This window comes from Pullulanibacillus sp. KACC 23026 (genome assembly GCF_029094525.1).
Classification (GTDB): Bacteria; Bacillota; Bacilli; order Bacillales; family Sporolactobacillaceae; genus KACC-23026.
The window spans coordinates 2595552-2621133 of sequence record NZ_CP119107.1 but is presented as its reverse complement, the minus strand read 5'-3'; the positions used below and the strand labels follow the sequence as shown (position 1 = coordinate 2621133).

Here is a 25582-nt window from a genome sequence, read left to right as displayed (position 1 = left end):
AAAAACCTCCTGATTAGAAACATAGCTTTTAGTTTATCTGTCCAAGCTGACGATTAAGTGACTTTAAAGTGACAATTTAGTCACTTAAGGTAAGGAGGTAAAAAGGCAATGAACTTTGCGAGGACATAAAGTATAAAGGGGAACATGGAATATAGGGTATTTGTCATTAAAGCTGGTTGCGCTTAAACGACTTGTTTATAAAACTTAATCTGAAATTGAGTACCTCTGCCTGCCTCACTCTTAACAGAAATAGCCCCATTTTGTTCCTTTATAATCGTGTGAGCCATAGCAAGTCCAATGCCAACGCTGTCAAGACCAGCGTTTTTCCCTTTATAAAAGCGTTTAAAAATGTAAGGGAGATCTTGTTTGGATATCCCATTTCCATTATCTGAAATGTTCATTTCAGTATATAAGACATTTTCTGAATAAGAAATAGTGATTGTTCCATGTTCGGGTGTATGCTCTACCCCATTTTTTAAAATATTGATGAGGGCTTCAACCGTCCAATTGATGTCTCCATAAAAACAGGCTGTTTCATCTCCTGAAAGAATGAGCGTTTGCTGTTTAATATCCATCGGAATGGCGATCGACTGTGTCGCTTTTTGAAGCAGATCGCTTACGCCTATTTTTTCTTGCTTAAATCGGACGGTTCCTGCTTCAATTTTTGAGAGCTTTAATAAGGATGAGACGAGCCAATCAAGCCGCTCCATTTGAACCGACATGTGATGCGTAAATTCTTGGCGCTTTGATTGATCAAGGCTGGAATCGCTTAATAAGTCCACCATAACCGTCATGGAGGTCAGCGGAGTTTTTAATTGATGAGAAATATCGGAAATAGCCTCCGTTAATTTTATCTTTTCATCATGCAAAAGGGAGTGATGTTCAACCAGCATGTTTGTGACTTTGAAGATATCATTTTTCAGGATGCTTAGTTCACCTTCATGGTTATCCCGAATATCTAATTGATGATCTCCATGACTGATCTGCCTTAAATAGCTGGATAGTTTTTCGATTTCGCGATAACGCCAGGCTGTAAAAAAGAGAAAGCAGGTAATAAGGAATACTGATAGAAAAAAAGTATAGAGAGCAGCTTGAATAGAGAACAAATAGGCCGCAATCCCAGTACCAATTATCGTAGACAAAGAAAGAATAAGTAATAGAATTTGAATTTCTCGGTTGCGCCACATAGTTAATCACCTAATCGATAACCCAAACCGCGCACGGTTTTTATTAAGTTTGGACGCTGCGGGTCATCCTCTAATTTTTCTCTCAATCTCTTTATATAAACAGTTAAGGTATTATCGTTGACAAAATCACCGGCAACATCCCATATGCGTTCTAGAAGCTGTTCTCTTGTTAGAACTTGTCCAATATGGTTTGCGAAAATAAGAAAGAGTCGGTATTCGAGTGTCGTCAAGAAAACCTCGATTCCTGATTTGTATACCTTTGCCTCTGAAGTATGAATCTGAATAGGACCGAACTGAATAATCGGGTCATTTGGGGGCTGCTTATGGTAACGGCGCAGGACAGACTTGATCCTAGAAAGCAATTCACGAATACGGAAAGGCTTGGTGATATAATCATCCGCCCCCATATCTAGTCCCATGACGATATTGACTTCCTCGTCATAGGCGGTCAGAAACATCACGGGTATATCACGTCGCTGTTTAACAAACTCACAGATTTCATAGCCATTTCCATCCGGTAAACCTAAATCTATTAAAAAAAGACCAATATCATGGAGTTGTTCAGTAATGAGGGACTTTGCCTCATGGACCGAATAAGAAACCAATGTTTCATAGCCTTCTTTTTGCAAGGAATAATCAAGACCAGACGCAATCGTATGATCATCCTCTACCAACAAAATTTTCATCTTAATTAACACCCCAATTTTTTTGTGAACAAGGGTGTGAACAAGGGGACGGTTCTTTTGTTCCATAAGTTTAAAGTTCCCCTTGTAACATTCCCAAGTATCTATCAACAATCACAATTAAAACTATTTTAACCTTTGAACCAAATAGTTCAAGTTCTATTAAACGTTCTTCCAATTTTAAGAGTTGATTTTTTAGAAAGATTTAGCTTTCCTTAAAACCACATCTGATGTGGATCCTTTAGAGTCCAATTTTAAATGTCCGTATTTTACTCCTAGGTTTGAAAGGGGATAGGATTCGACTATAGATATTTTGTATGGATTAATCAAATGATCTTCAACAAGGTAGATTCATGTACATTTCCTGTCTGTTTTTGTAAAATTGATTGTATAACTTTTATTTATTGGCTGTTTTCGTAAACTTTGTTGTTTTTTTTAGACTCCAATAAGCTCGCTTTCCGCGGGAGTCTCGCCTATTTCCACCTATTTTTATCAACTAGCAACAATCTTTTAGAAAAGAGCCTATTTATTAAAGTGGTGGACGGTTGAACGGGATTAAATAGTAATACATAAGCGGTTGAAGTGAAAGAAATCAGTATCGAAAAAGGAGTTTAATTTTATGGGAGAAAAGAGTAAGACCAATACATTCCCTGAAAATGGGGATCCGCGAAAATGGTGGATACTCGGTAATGTATCCGTTGGGACATTTATGGCAACCTTAGACGGCAGCATTGCCAATGTTGGTTTACCCACGATATCCGATTCCCTTCATGTGCCTTTACATGTGGTGCAATGGGTCGTGACGGCTTATCTATTAACCATTTGTGCGATGCTGCCGTTAGTGGGGAATCTTGCCGATCGTTATGGGCGTGGAAAATTATATAATATGGGTTTTTTAGTCTTTGCACTGGGTTCGGCTTTTTGTGGTCTGTCAGGAACGATTTCCTTATTAATTGTATCTCGAATTATTCAAGCCGTTGGGGCTTCCCTTTTAATGGCTAATAATCAAGCATTGGTCGTTTCTGTCTTTCCAATAAATCAGCGCGGCCGAGCATTTGGTGTGACTGGGACAATGGTTTCACTCGGATCTTTATCAGGGCCTGTTATCGGTGGTCTGTTAATTGGTTTTTTTGGTTGGCAGTCGATTTTCTGGGTAAATGTGCCGATTGGCATTGCCGGCTTTATACTAGGTCTATTCTTATTACCAAAAGGCAAGCCCAATACGTCTGAAGCAAAACGATTTGATTACAGCGGTTCGATTTTATTTGTTTTAGGGATTGTCCTCTTTTTATATACAGTCTCAAATGGAGATGTTTGGGGATGGTCCTCGAAACAAAGTGTCATGGGCCTTATTTTCTCAATTCTTTTACTCATTGCCTTTGGAGTTAGAGAACGATTTGCAGGAAATCCGCTCATTGATTTTTCATTATATAAAAATCGGTTATTATCCTCGGCGAGTTTTGCCGCAATGTTGTCTTTCATATCCCTTTTTTGTACCACGACGATCATGCCGTTCTACTTGGAGGATGTCTTGCATGCGAGTCCGGAGTTAACGGGAACGGCTATGATGACCTATCCGTTAGCTATGGCAGTTGTGGCGCCGATTTCTGGCTGGTTATCTGATAAAATAGGTCCTTATGTGTTGACGACTGGCGGACTGCTTCTTAATGCACTTGGTTTTGTCTTATTAACGTTCCTCTCCGGGACAGCACCCGTTTGGCTTGTTGCCCTGCACTTAGCGATCTTTGGAATTGGACAAGGCATGTTTCAATCCCCCAATAATTCAAGTATTATGGGTGCGGCACCCCGTTCAAAAACCGGTCAAGTGGGCGGTTTAAATGCTTTAGTCAGAAATGTCGGCATGGTACTTGGAACAGCCCTTTCTGTGTCCTTGTTTTCTGCCCGCTTACATAGTTTAACCGGAATAGCAACTCACGGTGAGCTTACAAATATTCCTTCTGAGCCGTTTCTGCAAGCCTTGCATACCGTGTTCTGGGCGGCTGCCGCTGTCTGTGTTCTTGGCGCAATCAGTTCTTCGTTAAGAGGTTCAGGAACGCATCCTAAGCTTCAAGGGGCAAGAAGCTAAGAGAAAACAGTCCTTCATTTTAATCTTTTGCTTCTAAAAACTTAATAACACTTTGCTGGAGGAGTTTTCCAGCATCGAAAAACGCGCAAATGCTGCGTGTTTTTTTTTATATAAACGTATTCTAAACGCATGATTGTTTGGTTTCTCTACTCATGATAACGGCTACAACCATAAAATCAAATAAAAACAAAAATAAATCCACACAAAACGAAACGAATGTGTTACAATTTATTTAGACAAAAGGTATATTGATAATGGGAGGGAATAAACTTGGTTAAAAACTTATGGGATTCACAAGCTGCTGCTAAACATACAGGTGTCGAAGAATTAGTTTACCGTTCCAATTTGATTGGTTCCGATCGGGCGGTTTGTAATTACGGCGGCGGAAATACTTCTATGAAAACGGTTGAAAAGGATTTTATGGGTCGCGACGTAGAAGTTATGTGGGTAAAGGGAAGTGGTTCTGATCTCGCCACTATGAAAGCGAAAAATTTTACAGGTTTACGTCTTGATGACATTCGTCCATTGTTTGAAAGAGAGGAAATGCCTGATGAGGAAATGGTCGATTACTTAACTCATTGCATGATTGATGCTAAGCATCCTCGCGCTTCTATTGAAACGCTGCTCCATGCTTTTCTACCATTTAAGCATGTTGATCATACCCATCCAGATGCCATCATCAGCCTTTGCTGTGCGGATAACGGTCGTCAACTAGCGGAAGAACTATTTGGAAATCGTTTTGTTTGGGTACCTTATGTACGACCTGGATTCACACTTTCAAAAATGATCGCAGAAGGAGTCAAAAACAATCCCAATGCTGAGCTTGTGTTAATGGAGAAGCACGGTCTTGTGACTTGGGGAGAGACTTCTAAAGAAGCCTATGATCAAACGATTAAAATTATCAACGAAGCAGAAGCCTTTATTAATAGTAAAATCAATGAGGAATCTGTCTTTGGTGGGCCAATCTATCAATCTCTTTCTGATGAAGAAACGGAAAAAGTTTTAGCAAAGGTCCTTCCTGTTATTCGAGGTCAAGTGAGCGATAGCAAGAAAATGTTATTAACTTATGATCGCGGGGCTGATGTTCTTCAATTTGTAAACAGCAAAGAAGCGCCGGTGCTTTCACAAGTTGGCGCCGCTTGTCCGGATCATCTTGTTCACACTAAGCGAATTCCTCTTTATGTGGACTGGAATCCTCAAACCGAAGATGTCAGTACATTGGTTGACAAGCTGAAGGCTGGTATCCAGGCTTTTAAAGAAGAATACATAGCCTATTTTGAACGAAACAAAGTAGAAGGGGACCAAATGTTTGAGCCGGCTCCTCGAGTTGTCCTAATTCCAGGGATCGGTATGGTGAATACAGGTAAGGATCTTAAGAATGCCAACATCAGTGGTGCGCTTTATCATAGAGCCATTGCCGTTATGAAAGGGTCAACAGCACTAGGCCGCTTTGTCTCTTTAAATGAAAACGAGTCCTACAATGTGGAATACTGGCCGCTTGAGCTTTATAAGCTGTCTTTAGCACCTGCTGAAGCTGAGTTTTCAAGAAAAGTCGCTTTTGTAACGGGCGGGGCCGGCGGGATCGGCAGTGAAACCATCCGTCAATTCGTTGCACAAGGGGCGCATGCAGTAATCGCTGACTTAAACCTTGAAGGGGCAGAGAAACTTGCGGCTGAAATAAATGCGAAATACGGTGAAGCAAGAACTATCGCTGTAAAAATGGATGTTACGAAAGAGGAAGAAGTCCAAGCTGCATTTGAGAAAACAGCTCTCACTTTCGGTGGTGTTGACATCATTGTGAATAATGCCGGTCTTGCAACGTCAAGCCCAATTGAAGAAACCACTTTAAGAGAATGGAATCTTAATATGAACGTGCTTGGTACGGGTTACTTCCTTGTCGCTCGCGAAGCCTTTAAGCAAATGAAGGAACAGGGCGTTGGCGGAAGCATGGTCTTTATCGGCTCGAAGAACTCGGTCTATGCTGGTAAAAATGCAGCAGCCTACAGTTCTGTAAAAGCACTTGAAACTCATCTTGCAAGATGTATCGCAGCTGAAGGCGGTCCGTACGGTATTCGTGTCAACTCTGTGCTTCCTGATGCGGTGCTTCAAGGTTCTGCTATCTGGAATTCAAGCTGGAGAAATGAGCGAGCAGCGGCTTACGGCATTGAGCCAGACCAACTAGAAGAGCATTACCGCAAGCGGACGACTTTATTAGTTAATATTTATCCAAAAGATATTGCTGAATCCATTCTCTTTTTCGCTTCTTCCAAAGCTGAAAAAACAACAGGTTGTATGATAACGGTTGATGGCGGGGTTCCAGCAGCTTTCACTCGATAGTCGAGATAAAACGAATACTTTAAGCGAAAAAGGCTCATCTCCCGGGTCTTTTTCGCCTCTATAAAATTCTGCTAATTTTGACACTTTTCTGGTACAATGACTAAAAACCCTGCGTGATACAGCATGAAGATGGTTTCATGAAAGGAGACTTAGAAATGAATGTCTCATTGTTTGTAACGTGTCTTGGCGAGATGTTTTATCCGAATGTTGGAAAAGACGTTGTCGAGATCTTAGAACGATTAGGCTGTCATGTCGATTTTCCAAGAGGACAGGTTTGCTGTGGACAGCCTGCTTATAATAGCGGTTACTTGAAGGAAGCAGCAAAAGGCGCAAAGCAGATGATCAAAGCCTTCGAAAAGTCGGAGTATGTCGTCACCCCATCTGGCTCTTGTTGCGCCATGTTCAAAGAATATCCAGGTATGTTTAAAGAGGATCCGGAATGGTTTAACCGAGCGAAGGGCCTTGCCGATAAAACGTTTGAATTAACGCAATTTATTGTTAATGTACTGGGTGTTGAAGATCTAGGAGCGACATTTAACGCAAAGGCGACTTATCATACATCTTGTCATATGACTCGATTATTAAATGAAGGATCTGCTCCTTTTAAATTGCTTAAAAATGTGAAAGGCCTTGAATTGGTTGATCTTCCACATAATTATGACTGCTGCGGTTTCGGCGGAACTTTTTCAGTAAAGATGGTTCCTATTTCAGAACAAATGGTGGATGAAAAGGTGCAGCATATCACAGAAACAGAGGCAGAGGTTTTAATTGGAGCAGATAATGGCTGTCTGATGAATATAGGGGGGCGTCTCAGCAGAAAAGGTCAACCGATTAAAGTGATGCATATAGCCCAAATTCTTAATTCAAAAGAGGGAGGGATCGCTCATGCCAATGAAAATCGGAGCGGAGCCATTCTTTGATCGTGTTGATAAGAGCTTAGACGAAGCCTTCATGAGAAAGGCGGTCAGTGGCGCGCAAGACCGGCTGCGGGGACGAAAGCTTCAAGTGACGGTAGAGGACGAGTCGCTTGTGGATTGGGAATTATGGCGTCATGCAGGTGAAGACATTCGTTCACATACTTTAGATAATCTGGATTTTTACTTAGAACAGCTGAGCGAACAGTTTGCCTCTCGCGGCGGTCATGTCTTTTTTGCTGAAACAGCAGAAGAAGCCCAGAGATACGTACAAGAAGTTGTAAAGAAGAAAAAGGCGAAACACGTTGTTAAGGCCAAATCGATGGTGACTGAAGAAATCAGTTTAAATGAAGCTCTAGAAGAGGCTGGATGCGAGGTTCTTGAATCTGATTTGGCGGAGTACATCCTTCAAATCGATGATCATGATCGGCCATCCCATATCGTCGTCCCTTCTCTGCATAAGAATAAGTCACAGATTCGTGATGCGTTTCGGGATAAACGGGGTTATAAGGGAACGGACCAGCCTGAAGAGTTAGCAGCCTTTGCGCGTGCAGATTTGAGAGAAAAATTTTTTCGAGCGGATATTGGGATAACCGGCTGTAATTTTGCAGTTGCCGAATCAGGAACCATCGCCCTTGTTACAAATGAGGGGAACGCCAACATGGTGACAACGCTTCCGGACACTCAGATTACGATAATGGGAATGGAACGCCTTGTCCCATCATGGGAATCTTTAGATATATTACTGACCCTCTTATGCCGAAGCGCCGTTGGTCAAAAATTAACGACTTATATCACCACCTTGACACCGGATCTTGAGACCGATGCCGTTGATAGTCCAAAAGAGTATCATTTGGTGATTGTTGATAATGGCCGGTCAAATGCCGTTGGAACAGACTTTCAATCCGCTCTTCACTGTATTCGCTGTGCGGCTTGCGTTAATGTTTGTCCTGTTTATAGACATATCGGAGGCCATGCGTATGGGTCGATTTATCCCGGTCCAATTGGCGCCGTTCTCTCTCCGATTCTTGGCGGCTATGAAGAATATGGGGAATTGCCCTACGCCTCCAGTCTCTGTGCAGCGTGTACGGAGGCATGTCCTGTTCGAATTCCTTTGCATGAACTCCTTATCAAACATCGCCAAGCTTATGTATCTGGAGAAGGACATCCGAAACTTGGTGAAAAACTATCTATGAAAGCGTTTGGAATGGGAGCGGGCTCACCTTCTTTATTTGAAATGGCTACCAAATTTGTCCCTTCAATGCTCGGGCCTTTTACGAAAGATGAGCGTATTGAAAAAGGGCCAGGCCCTATGAAGCCTTGGACGGAAATCCGAGATTTTCCAGCCCCAAGCAAAGAGAACTTTAGAAAATGGTTTGAACGACATGAAAAGGAGGGAAGAGCTCATGACTAAAGGTGTCATACAAGGGCGTGAGAAATTCCTTTCGTCTATTGCAAATAAGCTTGGCCGAGCTAAACCAGAACGAGTTGAAGAGCCTTCGTGGACGTATAAGCCTCAATGGGAGGTCTATAAAAAAGCCACTCAGGATGAACTATTAGAGGTCTTTCTGCAATCGTGTAAACGCCAGGGAACAGACGTCGTGATGACTTCTCTTGATCATTTAAAAGTTAATTTGGCAGAGATGATTCAGTCATACGGCGGCGGTCCAATTGTGGCTTCCAATGATCCAAGATTTGAAAGTATTGGGATTCGAGATTTTTTAAGCGAACTCGACACTTATTTTTGGAATTTACGGCTAGGGGATTTCAATATTGAGCAAGCGAAGCAAGCGACGATCGGGATTTCTTTCAGCGACCAAGCCCTCGCGGAATCGGGAACGACTGTTTTTTTTCATAACAAAGAAAAGGCCCGATCGATCAGCCTGCTTCCAAAAGTCTCGATTGTCCTTCTGAACAAGAGTTCTATTGTCCCGCGATTAACTCAAGTCACGAAAACGATAGGAGACCGAGTTAAACAGGGGGAGACGATCGAAAGCTATATCAATATGGTTTCAGGACCTAGTAACAGTGCCGATATTGAGATGAACATGGTGGTGGGCGTTCATGGACCAATAAAAGTCGGCTATCTTATTCTTGAAGATCAATAGGCTAAGAGAAAATCTAAAGTTCTTTAAAAAGGAAGGGTTCGATGACAAATTATAGCTTGGCGGTGGATATTGGTGCCTCAAGCGGCCGTGTGATGCTCGGTTACTTGGACTCCGGTGTCCTGAAATTAGAAGAGCTGCATCGTTTTGAAAACGGACTCATTAAACGAGGCGGCTATGACTGTTGGGATGTAGAGCGTCTTTTTCAAGAAATAAAGAATGGGATTCATAAATGTAAGGAACGCGGGATTATTCCAGAGAGTATTGGCATTGATACTTGGGCGGTTGACTTTGTTTTATTAGATGAAAATGATCAGTTATTGACAGAGGCGGTCGCTTATCGCGATTCCCGAACGGATGGCATGATGGAGGAAGTCTTTCAATTCATTTCTAAAGAAAGACTGTACCTAGAAACAGGTATTCAATTCCAAAAATTTAATACAATCTATCAATTAATGGCTTTGAAGAAGCAGCAACCTGAAATTCTAGAGAAGGCGCGTACCTTTCTCATGATTCCGGATTATCTCAATTATTTATTGACCGGTGTTAAAGTGAATGAATATACGAATGCCACTTCCACGCAATTAGTGAATGCGTTTACGAAGCAGTGGGACCGAGAGCTATTGGCTCTATTAGGCTTAAACGTTGAGATGTTCCAAACGATTAAACGCCCAAAAACCATTTTAGGGACGCTTTCTCAAGATTTAGTACAGGAATTTGGCTTTGACCTCAAGGTGATATTGCCTGCGACTCATGATACGGGTTCTGCAGTCGTATCCGTTCCTGAACAAGAGGATACGATTTACATCAGTTCAGGAACTTGGTCGCTGATCGGCGTGGAAAACCATTTTCCGATCTGTGTAACGAAAGCGCTTGATTATAATTTTACAAATGAAGGCGGCATCGATTATCGTTTTCGATTTTTGAAAAACATTATGGGACTTTGGATGATTCAAGAAATCAAAAGGCATTTAGGCAGCGCTTTTTCTTTTGAAAAACTTGTCGATCTTGCTAAGGAAGCTTCTTATTTTAAGACGATTATTAATGTGGATGATCCTCGATTTCTGAATCCGGAAAACATGATCGAAGAGATTCAAGCGTATTGCCAAGAAAATAGCTTAATGATACCTCAGACTCCAGGTGAATTGGCAAAATGTATTTACGATAGTCTTGTTGTCAGCTATCAAAAAGCAATTGATGAAATCGAAGCGATCTTTGAGAAATCATTCAATAAAATTAATGTGATCGGGGGCGGTTGTCAAAATGAGTTGTTGAATCAGTGGATTGCTAATGTGACTGACAAGCAAGTGCTCGCTGGACCCGTGGAGGCGACCGCTATAGGAAATATTGTGGCACAATTAATGGCTTTAGGTGATCTATCCAATTTAAAGGAAGCGAGACAGCTGATTCGAGAATCTTTTCCAATTAAAATCTTTGAAAAAGCGGTCAGTTATTAATAGAGAGGGGCTAATAAAATGGCAATTAAAGAAGCTTATGAATTAGCAAAACAAGACTATGAAAAATGGGGAATTGATGTTGAAGCGGTCCTTAAGAAATTAAGCACCATTCCGGTTTCCATCCATTGTTGGCAAGGGGATGATATTGCCGGATTTGAAGTGAACCAAAATGAGCTGTCTGGCGGTATTGATGTGACAGGCAACTATCCTGGTAAAGCAACCAATCCTGAAGAACTGAGACAGGACCTTGAGAAGGCGCTTTCTTTGATTCCTGGAAAGCATCGCGTCAACCTCCATGCTATTTATGCGGAGACAGACGGTGAAGTAGTTGAACGGGATGTGATTGAACCTAAGCACTTTGAAAACTGGGTGAACTGGGCTAAGGAGCACGGGCTAGGTCTGGATTTCAATCCAACTCTTTTCTCACACCCAAAAGCAGATGATGGTCTCACACTCTCTCATCCTGATGAAGCAATTCGCAAGTTTTGGATTGACCACTGTATTGCGAGCCGTAAGATTGGCGCCTATTTTGGCCAGGAACTCGGTACGCCAGCCGTGACGAACATTTGGATTCCTGATGGCTATAAGGATATTCCAAGTGATCGCCTGACTCCGCGTCTTCGATTGAAGGATTCACTTGACCAGATTTTTGCAGAGGATATCGATGAAGCTCATAATCTAGATGCCATTGAAAGCAAGTTATTTGGCATTGGCTCAGAAGCGTATGTGGTTGGGTCTCATGAATTCTATCTTGGGTATGCTTTGAAGAATAACAAACTTTGCCTGCTTGATACCGGGCATTTCCATCCAACAGAAACGGTATCGAATAAGATTTCTTCCATGCTTCTTTATTCGGATAAACTCGCCCTTCACGTTTCTCGCCCGGTTCGCTGGGACAGTGACCATGTCGTTATTTTTGACGATGAATTAAAAGAAATTGCCCTTGAAATTGTCCGGAATGATGCCTTAGATCGCGTGATTATTGGACTTGACTTCTTTGATGCCAGCATCAATCGAATCGCCGCCTGGACGATCGGTACACGCAATATGATTAAAGCGCTTCTTTACGCGATGCTTGTTCCGAATGAGCAGCTTAAGCAGCTGCAGGAAGAAGGCCATTTCACAGACCGACTGGCATTAATGGAAGAGTTCAAGACCTATCCATTTGGCGCTGTTTGGGATTACTATTGTGAAAAGATGGGTGTACCAGTTAAAGAAGAATGGTTGAAAGAAATAAAAACCTACGAGGAAGCGGTCCTTTCAAAAAGAAAATAGAGAAACATAGGGAGGGAAGACTCCCTCTCTATTTCACTGAAACGCTTAACTCTTTTGAAAAACACATAGAGTGGAAATAGAGGAGGTGGGGAATGTGCTTGTTGCGGATCGCCAGCGGAAAATTGTGGAGTTAGTTAACGAAAAGATAAGCGTTCGTGTAACGGAATTGAGCCAGTTATTTAATGTAACTGAGGAAACGATCAGGCGGGATCTTGAAAAACTCGAAAAACTTCGAGCCTTGCGCCGAAGCCATGGCGGAGCGGTTCGACTTGAGAACGACTCCCTCGAAATTTCTTATCGAGAAAGAGAGATTACCAATCAAAAACAAAAAAGAGCGATCGCTCAAGCTGCCATTCAGTTCATTGAACCTGGTGATAAGATTATTCTAGACGCCAGCACAACCTCGTGGTACATGGCTCAGGAAATCCCCAACCAGCCTTTAACGGTTATTACTAATTCCATCAACGTCGCGCTCGCATTAAGCAAAAAGGATAACATTCAGGTCATTTCGGTTGGCGGCATGTTATCACCAAAATCTCTGTCCTTTGTCGGACCGCTCGCCTCACGTTCACTTAGAGCCTATCATGTTAGCAAGGCCTTTATTTCATGCCAAGGGATCGACTTTGAGACAGGGATATCGGATTCGAATGAGTGGCAGGCGTTACTAAGAAAAGAGATACTGGCTGTCTCTGACAAAACAATATTACTAGTCGATTCTTCTAAGTTTCAAACAAGGACATTCGTCCAGATTACGAATTCTCTGACTGACATAGATATGATTATAACGGATCATAGATTAACAAAAGAAGAACATCAAGCCATGCAGCATTTATCTATAGTGTATAAGTGTGTTTAATTTAAGGCAGGCATTGGGAGTGGTCGAAATGAAGCGAATCGCATCTATCATGTATGTGAAAAAGGATGCTTATGAGGAATACGAAAAAAGACATACGGAAATTTGGCCAGAGATGGTGGCTGAGTTGAAAAATCACGGAGCGAGCAATTATTCTATTTTTCTTGACCGAGATTCAGGGCAGCTGTTTGCTTATCTCGAAATTGAGAGTGAAGAAAAATGGGCGCAAATGTCCCAAACGGCGGTTTGCCAAAAATGGTGGCATTTCATGGACCCGTTGATGGAAACGAATGAGGATCATAGCCCGGTTTCAAAAGAATTACATCCTGTTTTTTACATGGCATAATTTTGGGCTTATGTTCGGATTTTTTAGGCTCCGTTATTAAGGACTTGGCGGTAAGCCAAGTTTTTCTAAAAACAAAGCGAAACAAACATTTAGATCTATTAGAGTCAGGTCTAGAGACATGAAAAGAAGCTGGGACGGAAGTATTTGACGAAGAGAAAAAACCGAACTTATTCACACCTTTTAACGTGTTGGGTTCGGCTTTTCGTTTAAATTTGTTTCTGTTCTTATAAACATTTAGTGTTCAGAATTTAAGTCAGTTAGTTTAGTTTTGCCCCGGCTTCTTCTATTTGGAACGGATGTACGGCTAAAATCGCATCTTCAAGAGAACCGATTAAGGATAAGTCTTATGTCTTTTTAGCTGTGGAGAAGAGCTTGGGAGAGTATTTTGTGACTTGATAGCAGAAAACGCTTTACAAAAACATATAAACAAATAAAAATAAACATAATTTTTGTGTTTGTGTTGATTTTTCAGTCAATTTACCCTAATATATAGATAAAGACTAAAGCGCTTTCGTTCCTTTGAATACAGTATGTGAAGCGCTTGCGAATAGGAGGGAGTTCACCATGGCGAAACTCGGAAGCAAATCCACTTCTGGTTGGAAGGCGACCATTTCTGTGGCAATGTCAAATTACATTGAGGCAGGTTCCATTATTGCCGCAGCGAGCAGTTTATCTTTGTGGCAGGCTTATTTACATTTACATAGTTTAGCCATCAGTTTTTTAAGCGCATTAAGTGCAAACGCTTTAGGGGCTGCAATTGGTGCCATTATTGGCGGGTACTTGTGTGATAAGTATGGCCGTAAGTTTATCTATACATATGATCTGCTTGCCTACATGCTTGGTATACTGATTATTGCTTGTTCCTTCAATTTCCCAATGCTTTTAGTGGGTACAATTATCACAGGCGTTTCGGTTGGAGCTGGAATCCCTGCATCTTGGACTTATATTGCCGAAGAGGCTCCCCATCAAAAACGGGCCGCACACGTTGGAACGGCACAACTCGCCTGGTCTTTTGGCCCTGCCTTAACCTTCCTATTGGCCGTCTTATTATCACCTCTCGGCTTGCTCGGCAGTCGGATTATTTTTCTTCATTTGATGGTGATTGCTTTTATTACGTGGTACATTCGTCAAGGTTTATCTGAATCTACTATTTGGAAAGAAGAAAAGGATAAAGAACAAAAAATTAATCAATCAGGTCTATTACCAGAAAAATCTTTTAAGGATCTTCTCAAGCTTAAAGTGAATCGACAAGCACTTTTTCTTTTAGTCGGGATTTACTTGTTCTGGAATTTGACAGCTGGAGCCATGGGTTATTTTATGCCTTATATTTATCAGCATGTTGGCGGGTTATCCAGTGAACAAGCGAACCTCTTGCAAGTCTTTTTATGGGGACTAACTTGTTTAACTACCTATTTTGTCTTCATGAAATGCGGTGACCGCATCAGTCGACGCTTCTTGTTTGGTCTAGGAGCGGTCATGGGAATTGTTGCTTGGCTTATTCTTACGTTCGCTCCAATGGGGTGGTTTACGTTATTTGCCTTTGTTATCCTTTGGGGATGTGCAGCGGGCTTTGGCGCTCAAGCTTTCTATGGCTTGTGGGGCGGTGAATTATTCCCGACACACTACCGGGCCGGGGCTCAAGGTTTTATGTTCTTCCTGGCTCGTGTAGCTGTTGCTATTTGGTCCTTTATTTTACCGCTGCTCATGGATGCTCTTAACTTCAAGGTCGCAGGACTCGTCATGATTGGATTTTTAGTCATTCACTTTATCATCGGGATTACGCTAGCACCTAATACACTCGGAAAATCACTGAAAGAAATTGAAGAGGAACGCTTTGGTAAGACAGTTAGCGAGAGAAAATACTCTTAAAGCTTTTAATAGAAGAAGCAAAACATCATTGAAGCCTCCAAAAGTCCGGGGGCTTGTTTTTTATTTGGACAAAGATTGGTCTATTGTTTAAACTTTATTTAACCTTAACTCATTTGGAAAAAGGAAGAAATGATGATGAAAGACTCTGATTATGATAAACATCTACATATAAAAACGGAGAGCCGAAAGCTTTATGATAGGAGCGACCTTCACTACTATCCTTATGAACCAACCCCTTACAGTGCACTTGATGAACTAGTGAGACGGTTTGAAGTAAAAGACGGTGACCGAATTGTCGACTTTGGGTGTGGAAAAGGCAGGATCCTTTTCTATATTCATCACTTTTTCAAAGTACAGGTTGCCGGTGTGGAGAAAAATGAGCGGCTATATCGAAACGCTGAAGAGAATCTCGAAAGCTACAAGAAGAGGCATCGAGTCAAAGAAGGCGACGTGAGGCTCTATAATTGTTTAGCAGAAGACTATCCCGTAAATTCAAATGACAATCACTTTTATTTTTTTAACCCATTTTCAATAGAGATTTTCAGAACGATTATCTGGAATATTCTTCAGTCTTATGAAAAAGCACCAAGAGATATTGAGGTTCTCTTATATTACCCATCAGAGGCCTATATCGATTTTCTAGAGAACCAGACCCCGTTTAAGTTAAAAAAAGAAATTGTTTTAAAGGGTTTATATGAAACAGATGTACAGGAGAGGTTTTTAATCTATAGATTGGAATTCTAGAACGAATAACGTATGAGTGAAATCACTTACAACTTGAGGTATGATTAACTCAAGTAGACTATTAAGATAAACGCCTTACAAATAGGGGGGAATCGAAGTTGGACCAAAAAAGACGTGTTTCGATACGCCCAATGGTGAAACAGGATTTTCCAGTCATCTATCAATTGATGCATGGAGTAAGTGGGAATAAGATTCCAGAGTGGAAGAAGTGGGATGCCCCGTATTTTCCTTATCATAAGCCCAGCTTTCGCTTGTTTAAGCAGCAAATGCTTGAAGAGATGGAGGAAAAGCAACGATTTGTTATTGAGACAATGGAAGGTGAGCCAATTGGTATCGTTACTTTTTATTGGGAGCATCGACCTTCGTATTGGTTAGAGATGGGGATTGTCATCTATGATCCAAAGTATTGGAATGGTGGATATGGAACCCAAGCCCTCATTCTTTGGATGGAGCATTTGTTTGAACGTTTTCCTTTAGTAAGAATCGGATTTACAACTTGGTCTGGCAATGAGCGGATGATGAAGGTTGGAGAAAAATGTGGCATGGTCTTGGAATCACGGATTCGCAAATGCCGACATTATCAAGGTGTTTACTATGACTCGATCCGTTATGGCATTCTTAGAGAAGAATGGGAAGCGATTCGGCAAGACTTGCTTCAACGTTATTTCTTAGATGCTTTAAAGTCATAAAAAATTTGTTTCTTTTTTGAAAAATAGTTGTTGTTGTTTCGTTAAGTTTTTGTATAAAATGTAAATGCGACCTTTATTTATTCATATTAAAATCAAGAGCAGGTAATTTAGAGGAGGCATATTTTATGGAAAGCAAAACGTTTAAGGTTGTTAGTGAAGCAGGTATTCACGCACGTCCGGCAACAGCAATTGTCAACGAAGCTAATCAATATGCAGCTGAAATTGAAATTACTTATAAAGACAAAACCGTTAATTTGAAATCCATTATGGGTGTCATGTCCCTTGGGATTGCCCACGGTGCAGACATTACCATCACCGCTGAAGGCAGCGATGCTAAGGAAGCGATTGAAGGATTAACTGATCGATTGAAGAGTGAAGGTCTTGCCGAATAAAGTTGTTGCTTAAGTTACTATTTTTCTAGAGAGTGATCGTTGTATCGCTCTCTATTTTTTATACATTAATTAAGTGCAATTAAGCGCCCACGATCACCTTAAGGCGTGACACGAGCTGTGTTTTCTTTAACTATTCTGGCATTTGGTTCATATACTAGGGATAGCAACGATATAATGATGGGAACAGAAAAACTGGTCGACCCTTATGATTTTAATTTATGAGAAAAAGGGAGGTATTACCAGTTGGAGAAGAGGCATTTTCGCCAGACACTTGGGAAATTCGTGACAGGCATTACGGTTGTGACCACTGAACACGATGGGGACATTTCAGGCATGACGGCAAATGCGTTTATGTCTGTCTCGTTAGTCCCACCGCTTATATTAGTCTCAGTGGACCAACAGGCAAGCATGCATGAGAAGATCATGAAAGCAGGCCGATTTGCGGTGAGTATATTAAGTAAAGAACAAAAAGAGGTCTCCATGCATTTTGCCAAACAAAAGCGGTTAGATTCAGTAGACGGTTTATTCGGTCGTCTCGCAGGGCAGCCGATCCTAAAGGACGCTTTAGCCAACCTGGTCTGTCGACTCCATGAAGCGCACCCTGCCGGTGACCACACGCTATTTATAGGTGAAGTACTTGAATTGACATCTAGAAACGGGGAGCCGCTTACTTACTATCAAGGCAAGTATGGCTATCTTGAAGATAACTAAATCATAAACCTAATCGTGCAGAGAATCCGCTGCTGCATGGGATTTAGAGGAGCATCCCTTTATAGGATTAACGGGTTCACTTCAGAGGTGCAAACAATTAACTATCAAGGTAAATCGCACGGGTTTCACATAGTCATCACCGTGCGACGTTTATTGTAAGATCAATGTTTATTGACCTTTTCAAATCATAGTGTAATTTACATGGTGTGGATATAATTATTGGCGGTGTGTGAATTAACCTGTGATTGAGCAAGTGAAAGGTAGGGGGATTACCAAGTTATTTGGATAAATAAGTAAAAAACGGACTGTCATGGTTGACAAGAAATTTTAGCGTCACCTGTGATCGTTGAAATAAGCGGAGATTTTTCCGTTATCAACCAAAGTAGCGTTCAGTTCGTCGTAAATAAGCGGAGATTTTCCGTTTAAACCAAAAGAAATGACCCATTTTCTTGTTTTTCGAGTCAATAGTCGGAATTCTTCCGTCTATTTTAGCTATTTTCGATGTTGATTTCTAAATAAGCGGAATTTCTCCGCTTATTTAGAAAGTTCGCTTTAGCCAATTAATGAAATAGGTAATCGATTGCCTTTTATGAAAATAATTAAACCGAATCTCAAAAGATTCGGTTGTTTTGGCGTTTACTTTACTTTCTTTCAGTGATTGTGAATAGTAGTGTGATTGAAGGTGATAATTAGAGTTTTGCACCTCACAAGTAAACCCGTTATTTATAGTTAGGGTGCTTTTTCTTTTTTCAAAAAAGAGTTTAATCGTGCTTTTTTGGACATAATTGTTTCTGGAAAGCAAGATCTATTAGTTAGCAGAATAACGATCTTATTAAAGACTATGTATAAAGCGAGTCCATAGCTGTTTTCGATTGTACGGAGATGTTTTTCTGATAGATATTTACAGATTAGAAATTTGATGAGAAAATATAGGAGTTGTGCAAATCTGACAAATCACACATTGGGGTTTAACGAAAATTCCGATGGCAATATCCGGTTAAACAATGGCTTTTTCATTTATTCAATAAGTGTTACTTATCAGTCATAATAACATGATTGAATTTTACTTATTGTCAGGTTTGCATTATGATAGTTATGTAGAATTTGAACTAGGTTGTAAAGGAGTGAAAGGCATGTCTACGTCTGTTGAAAACAGAGCGAAGAACGATGTGTATCAAGCACTGAGTTCCTTCCAAGTGAATGGCAAAACTTATAACTATTATAAGCTTGATGCACTTAAGCAATTTGGCGATATCGAACGCCTTCCTTATTCTATTAAAGTTTTGCTCGAATCTGTGCTTCGCCAATATGATGGCCGTGTTATTACTAAAGAGCATGTTGAAAACCTTGCAAAATGGGGTACTGACAAACTTAACCCTGATATCGATGTTCCTTTTAATCCTTCACGTATTGTTCTCCAAGACTTTACAGGGGTTCCAGCTGTTGTTGACTTAGCGTCATTACGTAAAGCAATGGCAGACATGGGTGGGGATCCACAAAAAATTAATCCAGAAAAACCGGTTGATCTTGTTGTTGACCACTCTGTTCAAGTTGACGAGTACGGAACTAATGAAGCATTAAAATATAACATGGAACGTGAATTTGAGCGCAATATCGAGCGTTACAAGTTCTTGAAATGGGCTCAAAATGCGTTTGAAAACTATCGTGCGGTGCCACCAGCAACGGGTATTGTTCACCAAGTTAACCTTGAGTACTTGGCCTCTGTTGTTCACGGTGTGGAGTTAGAAAACGGTGAGTATCTTGCTTTCCCTGATACCCTCGTTGGTACGGACTCTCACACAACAATGATCAACGGTATCGGAGTACTTGGCTGGGGTGTTGGCGGTATTGAAGCTGAAGCTGGAATGCTCGGTCAGCCTTCTTACTTCCCTGTACCAGAAGTGATCGGTGTCCGTTTAACAGGTACACTTGCTAGCGGAATTACAGCGACTGACCTTTCTCTTAAAGTGACTCAAATTTTGCGTGCGGAAAAAGCCGTTGGTAAATTTGTGGAGTTCTTTGGTCCAGGTATGGCTCAGATGTCTCTTGCAGACCGTGCCACGATTTCCAACATGTCTCCTGAAAACGGGGCAACTGCAACGTTCTTCCCAGTAGATGAAGAGTCATTAAATTACTTGCGTTTGACTGGTCGCAGTGAAGAACAGGTTAAATTGGTTGAAGCTTATTGCAAAGAAAACGGCTTGTTCTATACACCTGATGCACAAGAGCCGCGCTTTACAAAAGTAATCGAACTTGACCTTTCTGAAATTCAACCCGCTCTTTCTGGTCCTAAGCGTCCACAAGACTTAATTCTTTTAAAAGATATGAAAAAAGAATTTAACAAAGCTTTGACAACTGAACAAGGTGTTCATGGCTTTGGTTTAGGTGATGATGAAATCAACAAAACGTCGACCATCAGCTACAAAGATGGCCGTACGGAAGAGCTGAAAACCGGTGATGTTGTCATCGCTGCTATCACAAGCTGTACGAATACATCGAACCCAAGCGTTATGATCGGTGCTGGTCTTGTCGCTAAGAAAGCGGTTGAAAAAGGTCTTCAAGTACCTGGCTATGTTAAAACCTCTTTGGCTCCAGGGTCTAAAGTTGTTACCGATTACCTAGAAGATGCAGGGCTTCTTCCATACCTTGAACAACTTGGCTTTAACCTTGTCGGTTATGGTTGTACAACATGTATTGGGAACTCTGGTCCGCTTCTTCCTGAAATCGAATCCGCCATTAATGCAAACGACATGACCGTTGCATCAGTTCTTTCCGGTAACCGTAACTTCGAAGGACGTATCCATCCGCTTGTCCGTGCAAACTATTTGGCTTCACCGCCATTGGTTGTGGCTTACGCGCTTGCTGGGTCGGTTAACTTCGACTTAGAAAACGATTCATTCGGTAAAGATAAAGACGGCAACGATGTGTATTTCAAAGATCTCTGGCCATCTTCTGAGGAAATCAGCGAGCTTCTTACGAAGTCGGTTAGCCCAGAAATGTTCAAGAAAGAATACGGTCGTGTCTTTGAACAAAACGAACGCTGGAATCAAATCGAAACAAGCACTGGTGAGCTTTATGATTGGGATGAAGAGTCCACTTATATTGCGAACCCGCCATTCTTTGAAAATGTTTCACCAGAACCAAAACCGGTTAAACCAATTACTGGTTTACGTGTTCTTGCTAAGCTTGGTGACTCCGTTACAACTGACCACATTTCTCCAGCTGGTTCGATCGCAAAAGGCGGCCCGGCAGGTCAATGGTTAATGAGTAAAGGGGTACAGCCTCGCGACTTTAACTCTTTTGGTTCCCGTCGTGGGCACCATGAAGTCATGATGCGCGGAACATTTGCAAATATCCGTATTCGCAACTTGCTTGCTCCTGGTACAGAAGGCGGTTATGCTCCTTACTGGCCTACGGGTGAAGTTCTCTCCATCTATGATGCAGCTATGAAGTACAAAGAAGACGGAACCGGTCTTGTCATCATGGCTGGTGTTGACTACGGTATGGGTTCATCTCGTGACTGGGCAGCTAAAGGTACCTTCTTATTAGGAATCAAAGCTGTTATCGCTGAGAGCTACGAGCGTATCCACCGCAGCAACCTTGTTTGCATGGGTGTGCTTCCACTTCAATTTATCAATGGTGAAAATGCTGACAACCTTGGCCTCACTGGTAAAGAGACGCTTGACATTCAAATCGATGACAACGTAAAACCACGTGACATCGTTAAAGTGACAGCGACTGATGAAGCGGGCAACACGAAGACTTTTGAAGTCCTTGCTCGTTTTGACAGTGAGGTCGAAATCGACTACTACCGCAATGGTGGAATCCTTCAAACGGTTCTTCTTAAGAAATTTGAAGAAAGTAAACAAGCTTAACTTTTTTACCAACAACCCTGCAGCACTTGATGCTGCAGGGTCGTTTTGCGTTAAAGCGGGGACAAAGGGGGAGCGTTATCCATAAAAAATGAATTAGCGAACGGTCCTCGCTTTGTTCTCTCGAGTCTCCGTGTGTTTTGCGTGAATAACTTTTTTCTTCTTTTGCCAATTTAAGTATGATGAATTGGAGTGCTTAAGTAAAGGTGAGGTGGGAAAGGGTGACGGATCATCGAGATATTGTCTTACAAGCCGTTCAAGATACGATGGATGAGGCTGGTGAGGTTATGAAAAGATGGGGACAATACGAGGGTGCTCCTTCTTTTAATAAAAATAGAGTGAAAGAAGAACTAGATAGGACACAGATGAAGCTTCAGCATTCTTATGAATTAGTTCATCTCTTGTGTGCTGAAGGGAAAGCTTCCTTTCAAGATTTTTATCAGCTTCAAACCGTTATTCAGCAGGTTTCACGAGCTCGTCATCAGGTTGAGAAAATGGACCAAACCATGTGAGGACACGTATTATGTCAAATAAAAAGAACAGTTCTCAAGAGACACATCTTTCATGGTGGCAATTATCTTTAGTTGGTATTGGGTGTATCATTGGGACGGGTTTCTTCCTTGGGTCAAGTCTCGGGATTCGGATGGCAGGCCCATCTATTTTAATAGCCTTCATAATTGCAGCATTTGCGACGTATGTCGTATATGATGCCTTAGCAAAAATGACCGCAAAAGACCCTGCTGAGGGGTCTTTTCGTTCCTATGCCAAGAAAGCGTTTGGAAGATGGGCAGGCTTTAGCAGTGGGTGGGTTTACTGGAGTTCCGAAATGCTTATTATGGGAAGTCAGATGACAGCACTCGCACTTTTCTCACGCTTTTGGTTCCCAAGGGTCCCTCTATGGGCTTTTGCAGCGGGTTATGCCGTGCTTGGGATATTAGTGGTCCTTATGGGGGCTTCGGGCTTTGATCGACTTGAGAATCTATTTGCTGTTATCAAGGTCGCTGCTATTATAATGTTCATTCTTTTGGCAGCTCTTGCCTGTATGGGATGGCTTCATCACCACGGCACTGACCCTCGTCCTCATATTCCGGATCGCTTGATGCCTCATGGATTCATGGGCTTATGGTCCTCCTTTATCTATGCGTTATACGGCTTTGGCGGTGTAGAAATGATGGGGCTTATGGCCATCCGTTTAAAAGATAAAAATGATGCCCCAAAGGCAGGGCGAATGATGCTGATTTTACTTGTCACAATTTATCTTTTATCGATTGGACTAGCTGTGACCATGGTTTCCTGGAATGAGTTTACAGATAAAGAGAGCCCTTTCGTTATCGCTCTAAAGGATTATCACGTCCCATTTTTTCCACATGTGTTTAATGGTGCCCTGATCATTGCTGGTTTTTCCACTATGTCGGCCTCACTGTTTTCGGTAACCAGCATGATGTCGACCTTAGCGAAGGAAGGAGATGCCCCGTCATTCTTCTCCAAGAAAACTAGGCGGAACATACCCGTTAGAGCTTTGATCTTAACGATTTCAGGGATGGCTGTGTCTGTTATTATGGGACTTTTAATGCCAAGAATGATTTATGAATACATCACGACTGCAGCGGGATTAATGCTTATTTACAATTGGTTATTTATCTTATTTGCTTCTAAAAAACTACTTGAACTTACCTTCTGGGGAACGTTAAAAAATTTTCTTGGAATAATTTTAATAGTTCTTGCGGTCATTGGAACCGTACTTCATAAAGGGAGTCGTCCAGGGTTGTTCATTAGCTTTCTCTTTTTATTGGTCATAGGGAGTGTCATTTTTTTGCTTAGAAAAAAATGGAATAAAGAAAAGGGAGCCTAGAGTTCAGCCTCCAACACTTAAAAGGTTGGGGGCTAATTAAATTAATTTAGTAAGAGCAACATCCCTTGGTAACCAAAAAAACAGCCAAATCCTATTAATGATAGACTTGAAACTAAGCTGATCGCCTGGATCAGACGTGAAGTTAAGAAAACTCTGAAACTGCTTGATATGGCCGCCATTGAAATATCCCACATAAACAATCCGAGGAAGATGAACGTACTGCAAGCTAGAAGTTCACGTGTTCCAAATTTCGAAGCGGTCTCTGCTAAAACAGACCCATAAATACCAAGCCAAAATAGAATAGTTAGAGGGTTTGAAAGGGACATAATAAATCCTGTGAAAAAGCTTTTTATCAAGGATTCCTTTCCTCTTGTCAAGCTTTTTGTCGTTTGGTGGTTCCATCCTTTTAATCCTTCTATTCCAGTATAAATTAAGATAAATGCACCGAATCCCCATAAGAATACTTTAACAAATGGGATATTAATAAAATGAAAGAGGCCAAAATAAACGATAAGCATATACAAAATGTCGGCAACATTTGCACCTATTCCCAACAACCAGGCTGAAAGAAATCCTTCTTTTAATCCTCGATCAATTTGGGCGGCATTTAATGGCCCAATAGGTGCGGCTAAAGAGAGACCTAATAAGAAATAACTAAGTAAGATACCCATCTTGCCACCTCTTTTTTCTTATTTCATAAGCCTGTACAATGTTATTCAACGGTGAGTCGGCTTATTACCTAAAAAAAATAGTTTGAACCTTAATTAAGATGATCCTAATGCAAGCGGTAAATGAACTAGGAAAATAAGTGTGGCAGGTAAGTCGATAACCAATTGTTATTTTTATATAAAACGCTTACAAAATCTTATAGAAGACTTATCGACTTTTTTCATAAAAAATTCACGAAGAAAACGTATTATTTTAGTCGTTTTTATCTTAAAATAAAGAGATGTGAGTTCAATCATTAGAAAGAGAGTTTTGCCTAATGGACGATAAAACATTTTCAAATCGATTTGATTATTCCTTACTGTTTATGATTTTTCTCTTGTTTTGTATAAGCTGCCTAGCTTTATATACAGCTCAAGTCCAGCATTTAGTGAATGGTAACTACCTATTACAGCAGATCATTTGGTATGTGATCGCGCTTCCTATTCTAGCTTTAGGGATTTTTGTCGACTTAGACATCTATAAAAGACTGTCCTTGTACATTTATCTATTTTGTCTAGTGTTGATTTTGGGTATATTAATTGCACCAAACAGTATTGCACCTGAGCTGAATGGGGCAAAGGGCTGGTATCGCATTGGACCTTTTTCCATTCAACCAACCGAATTTATGAAAATCGGCTTTATTTTTATGCTGAGTCAATTGATTTCAAAGCATAGTGAAAATCCGAAATACGATCGGGACCGTTTCAGAGATGAATGTATCCTAATTGGGAAAATGCTTCTAGCCTTACTCCCACTTGGGTATTTAACAAAAGAACTTCCGGATATGGGAAGCTTATTGGTGTACGCCTTCATCTTTTTTTCAGTTCTTATTGTGTCGACGGTTCGATTTAGAACGATCTTATTATTTATGTCTCCTGTTGTCATTTTATTAGGGGCTTGCGTCTATGCGTATCTTGCACATCCGCATTTCTTTTTTAATACCATCCTAGGAGCGCTCCCTTCTTATCAAGCAGAGCGGTTTTATGGCTGGTTAGATTCCTCACATTATACGAATTCAGAGGGATATCAATTACAGCAAGCCCTTGTGACGATCGGTTCGGGCCAAATTTATGGAAATGCGGTAGGAAGCTCTCTAGTTCCATACGCTTACTCTGATTTTGTCTTTGCTATAATTGGGGGAGCATATGGTTTCTTGGGATCTGCTGTCTTAATCATCATTTTCTTTATCATCATGTATCGAATCGTGATTATTTCGATGGCCTATCAGGATTATTACGGGCAATTGGTCTGTGCAGGCATTATCGGGATGATTGGCTTCCAATTATTCCAGAACATTGGGATGACAGTCGGATTACTACCAATCACTGGATTAAGCTTACCGTTTATTAGCTATGGCGGGAGTTCATTAGTGATTAATGTGTTTGCGATTGGTCTTGTTTTAAATATTAAGCTTAATACGAGAAAGTTTATGTTTTCATAAATCGATGTGAAGGTCGCCGATATAGTTGGCGGCCTTTCGTGTTTTCAAGGTGGTGTTTATA

21 protein-coding genes are annotated in these 25582 nt (G+C 41.2%); 18 read left to right on the top strand and 3 right to left on the bottom strand.

The window, feature by feature from the left end:
- Window positions 1-182: 182 nt before the first annotated feature.
- Both PU629_RS12215 and PU629_RS12210 read right to left on the bottom strand, forming a co-directional pair.
- On the bottom strand, window positions 183-1187 hold the full coding sequence (locus PU629_RS12215; RefSeq protein ID WP_275280347.1) for a sensor histidine kinase: 1005 nt from the start codon (window positions 1185-1187) through the stop codon (window positions 183-185).
- Window positions 1188-1189: 2 nt separating this feature from the next.
- Window positions 1190-1873, bottom strand: a complete 684-nt coding sequence (locus tag PU629_RS12210; protein WP_275284415.1) for a response regulator transcription factor — start codon at window positions 1871-1873, stop codon at window positions 1190-1192.
- Window positions 1874-2489: 616 nt separating this feature from the next.
- Between PU629_RS12210 and PU629_RS12205 the strand changes: the two genes are divergently transcribed.
- From PU629_RS12205 to PU629_RS12125, 17 genes are all read left to right on the top strand, one after another.
- Complete coding sequence (locus PU629_RS12205; protein ID WP_275280346.1) at window positions 2490-3956, top strand: DHA2 family efflux MFS transporter permease subunit; 1467 nt, start codon at window positions 2490-2492, stop codon at window positions 3954-3956.
- Window positions 3957-4226: 270 nt separating this feature from the next.
- The gene (locus PU629_RS12200; RefSeq protein ID WP_275280345.1) at window positions 4227-6293 is read left to right on the top strand and encodes a bifunctional aldolase/short-chain dehydrogenase; all 2067 of its coding nucleotides are present in this window, start codon (window positions 4227-4229) and stop codon (window positions 6291-6293) included.
- Window positions 6294-6448: 155 nt separating this feature from the next.
- A complete protein-coding gene (locus tag PU629_RS12195) occupies window positions 6449-7213 on the top strand; it encodes a (Fe-S)-binding protein (RefSeq protein WP_275280344.1) in 765 nt (254 codons plus the stop codon).
- Window positions 7179-8621, top strand: coding sequence for a LutB/LldF family L-lactate oxidation iron-sulfur protein (locus tag PU629_RS12190; RefSeq protein ID WP_275280343.1), 1443 nt, complete (start codon window positions 7179-7181; stop codon window positions 8619-8621). The genes PU629_RS12195 and PU629_RS12190 overlap by 35 nt, the downstream gene beginning before the upstream one ends.
- Entirely contained in the window at window positions 8614-9315 is a 702-nt protein-coding gene (locus PU629_RS12185) for a LutC/YkgG family protein (RefSeq protein ID WP_275280342.1), read from the top strand. The genes PU629_RS12190 and PU629_RS12185 overlap by 8 nt, the downstream gene beginning before the upstream one ends.
- 41 nt (window positions 9316-9356) lie before the next feature.
- Entirely contained in the window at window positions 9357-10769 is a 1413-nt protein-coding gene (rhaB, locus tag PU629_RS12180; protein WP_275280341.1) for a rhamnulokinase, read from the top strand.
- Window positions 10770-10787: 18 nt separating this feature from the next.
- Window positions 10788-12044: an L-rhamnose isomerase gene (gene rhaA, locus PU629_RS12175; protein ID WP_275280340.1), complete on the top strand. Its 1257-nt coding sequence runs from the start codon at window positions 10788-10790 to the stop codon at window positions 12042-12044.
- 94 nt (window positions 12045-12138) lie between these two features.
- Window positions 12139-12900 (top strand): DeoR/GlpR family DNA-binding transcription regulator, encoded by a 762-nt coding sequence (locus PU629_RS12170; protein WP_275280339.1) that lies wholly within the window; start codon window positions 12139-12141, stop codon window positions 12898-12900.
- A 28-nt stretch (window positions 12901-12928) separates the two neighbouring features.
- Window positions 12929-13243 (top strand): L-rhamnose mutarotase, encoded by a 315-nt coding sequence (gene rhaM / locus PU629_RS12165; protein WP_275280338.1) that lies wholly within the window; start codon window positions 12929-12931, stop codon window positions 13241-13243.
- Window positions 13244-13807: 564 nt separating this feature from the next.
- On the top strand, window positions 13808-15112 hold the full coding sequence (locus PU629_RS12160; protein ID WP_275280337.1) for an MFS transporter: 1305 nt from the start codon (window positions 13808-13810) through the stop codon (window positions 15110-15112).
- Window positions 15113-15247: 135 nt separating this feature from the next.
- The gene (locus tag PU629_RS12155; protein WP_275280336.1) at window positions 15248-15856 is read left to right on the top strand and encodes an SAM-dependent methyltransferase; all 609 of its coding nucleotides are present in this window, start codon (window positions 15248-15250) and stop codon (window positions 15854-15856) included.
- 98 nt (window positions 15857-15954) lie between these two features.
- On the top strand, window positions 15955-16545 hold the full coding sequence (locus PU629_RS12150) for a GNAT family N-acetyltransferase (RefSeq protein WP_275280335.1): 591 nt from the start codon (window positions 15955-15957) through the stop codon (window positions 16543-16545).
- Between the two features lie 125 nt (window positions 16546-16670).
- The gene (locus PU629_RS12145) at window positions 16671-16937 is read left to right on the top strand and encodes a phosphocarrier protein HPr (RefSeq protein WP_275280334.1); all 267 of its coding nucleotides are present in this window, start codon (window positions 16671-16673) and stop codon (window positions 16935-16937) included.
- Between the two features lie 243 nt (window positions 16938-17180).
- Window positions 17181-17648 (top strand): flavin reductase family protein, encoded by a 468-nt coding sequence (locus PU629_RS12140; protein ID WP_275280333.1) that lies wholly within the window; start codon window positions 17181-17183, stop codon window positions 17646-17648.
- A 1133-nt stretch (window positions 17649-18781) separates the two neighbouring features.
- Window positions 18782-21523 (top strand): aconitate hydratase AcnA, encoded by a 2742-nt coding sequence (acnA, locus tag PU629_RS12135; RefSeq protein WP_275280332.1) that lies wholly within the window; start codon window positions 18782-18784, stop codon window positions 21521-21523.
- A gap of 218 nt (window positions 21524-21741) precedes the next feature.
- Entirely contained in the window at window positions 21742-22032 is a 291-nt protein-coding gene (locus tag PU629_RS12130) for a hypothetical protein (RefSeq protein WP_275280331.1), read from the top strand.
- Between the two features lie 11 nt (window positions 22033-22043).
- Window positions 22044-23372: an amino acid permease gene (locus PU629_RS12125; RefSeq protein WP_275280330.1), complete on the top strand. Its 1329-nt coding sequence runs from the start codon at window positions 22044-22046 to the stop codon at window positions 23370-23372.
- Window positions 23373-23413: 41 nt separating this feature from the next.
- On the opposite strand, the gene PU629_RS12120 is transcribed toward PU629_RS12125, so the two are convergent.
- Window positions 23414-24043, bottom strand: a complete 630-nt coding sequence (locus tag PU629_RS12120; RefSeq protein ID WP_275280329.1) for a LysE family transporter — start codon at window positions 24041-24043, stop codon at window positions 23414-23416.
- Window positions 24044-24357: 314 nt separating this feature from the next.
- On the opposite strand from PU629_RS12120, the gene PU629_RS12115 reads away from it, so the two are divergent.
- Window positions 24358-25521 (top strand): FtsW/RodA/SpoVE family cell cycle protein, encoded by a 1164-nt coding sequence (locus PU629_RS12115; protein WP_275280328.1) that lies wholly within the window; start codon window positions 24358-24360, stop codon window positions 25519-25521.
- Window positions 25522-25582 lie beyond the last annotated feature (61 nt).

Coding starts and splice junctions, on each gene's coding strand:
- PU629_RS12215 (WP_275280347.1), bottom strand. CDS start 1,187: ATGTGGCGCAACCGAGAAATTCAAATTCTATTACTTATTCTTTCTTTG.
- PU629_RS12210 (WP_275284415.1), bottom strand. CDS start 1,873: ATGAAAATTTTGTTGGTAGAGGATGATCATACGATTGCGTCTGGTCTT.
- PU629_RS12205 (WP_275280346.1), top strand. CDS start 2,490: ATGGGAGAAAAGAGTAAGACCAATACATTCCCTGAAAATGGGGATCCG.
- PU629_RS12195 (WP_275280344.1), top strand. CDS start 6,449: ATGAATGTCTCATTGTTTGTAACGTGTCTTGGCGAGATGTTTTATCCG.
- PU629_RS12190 (WP_275280343.1), top strand. CDS start 7,179: ATGCCAATGAAAATCGGAGCGGAGCCATTCTTTGATCGTGTTGATAAG.
- PU629_RS12185 (WP_275280342.1), top strand. CDS start 8,614: ATGACTAAAGGTGTCATACAAGGGCGTGAGAAATTCCTTTCGTCTATT.
- rhaB (WP_275280341.1), top strand. CDS start 9,357: ATGACAAATTATAGCTTGGCGGTGGATATTGGTGCCTCAAGCGGCCGT.
- rhaA (WP_275280340.1), top strand. CDS start 10,788: ATGGCAATTAAAGAAGCTTATGAATTAGCAAAACAAGACTATGAAAAA.
- rhaM (WP_275280338.1), top strand. CDS start 12,929: ATGAAGCGAATCGCATCTATCATGTATGTGAAAAAGGATGCTTATGAG.
- PU629_RS12160 (WP_275280337.1), top strand. CDS start 13,808: ATGGCGAAACTCGGAAGCAAATCCACTTCTGGTTGGAAGGCGACCATT.
- PU629_RS12155 (WP_275280336.1), top strand. CDS start 15,248: ATGAAAGACTCTGATTATGATAAACATCTACATATAAAAACGGAGAGC.
- PU629_RS12145 (WP_275280334.1), top strand. CDS start 16,671: ATGGAAAGCAAAACGTTTAAGGTTGTTAGTGAAGCAGGTATTCACGCA.
- acnA (WP_275280332.1), top strand. CDS start 18,782: ATGTCTACGTCTGTTGAAAACAGAGCGAAGAACGATGTGTATCAAGCA.
- PU629_RS12125 (WP_275280330.1), top strand. CDS start 22,044: ATGTCAAATAAAAAGAACAGTTCTCAAGAGACACATCTTTCATGGTGG.
- PU629_RS12120 (WP_275280329.1), bottom strand. CDS start 24,043: ATGGGTATCTTACTTAGTTATTTCTTATTAGGTCTCTCTTTAGCCGCA.
- PU629_RS12115 (WP_275280328.1), top strand. CDS start 24,358: ATGGACGATAAAACATTTTCAAATCGATTTGATTATTCCTTACTGTTT.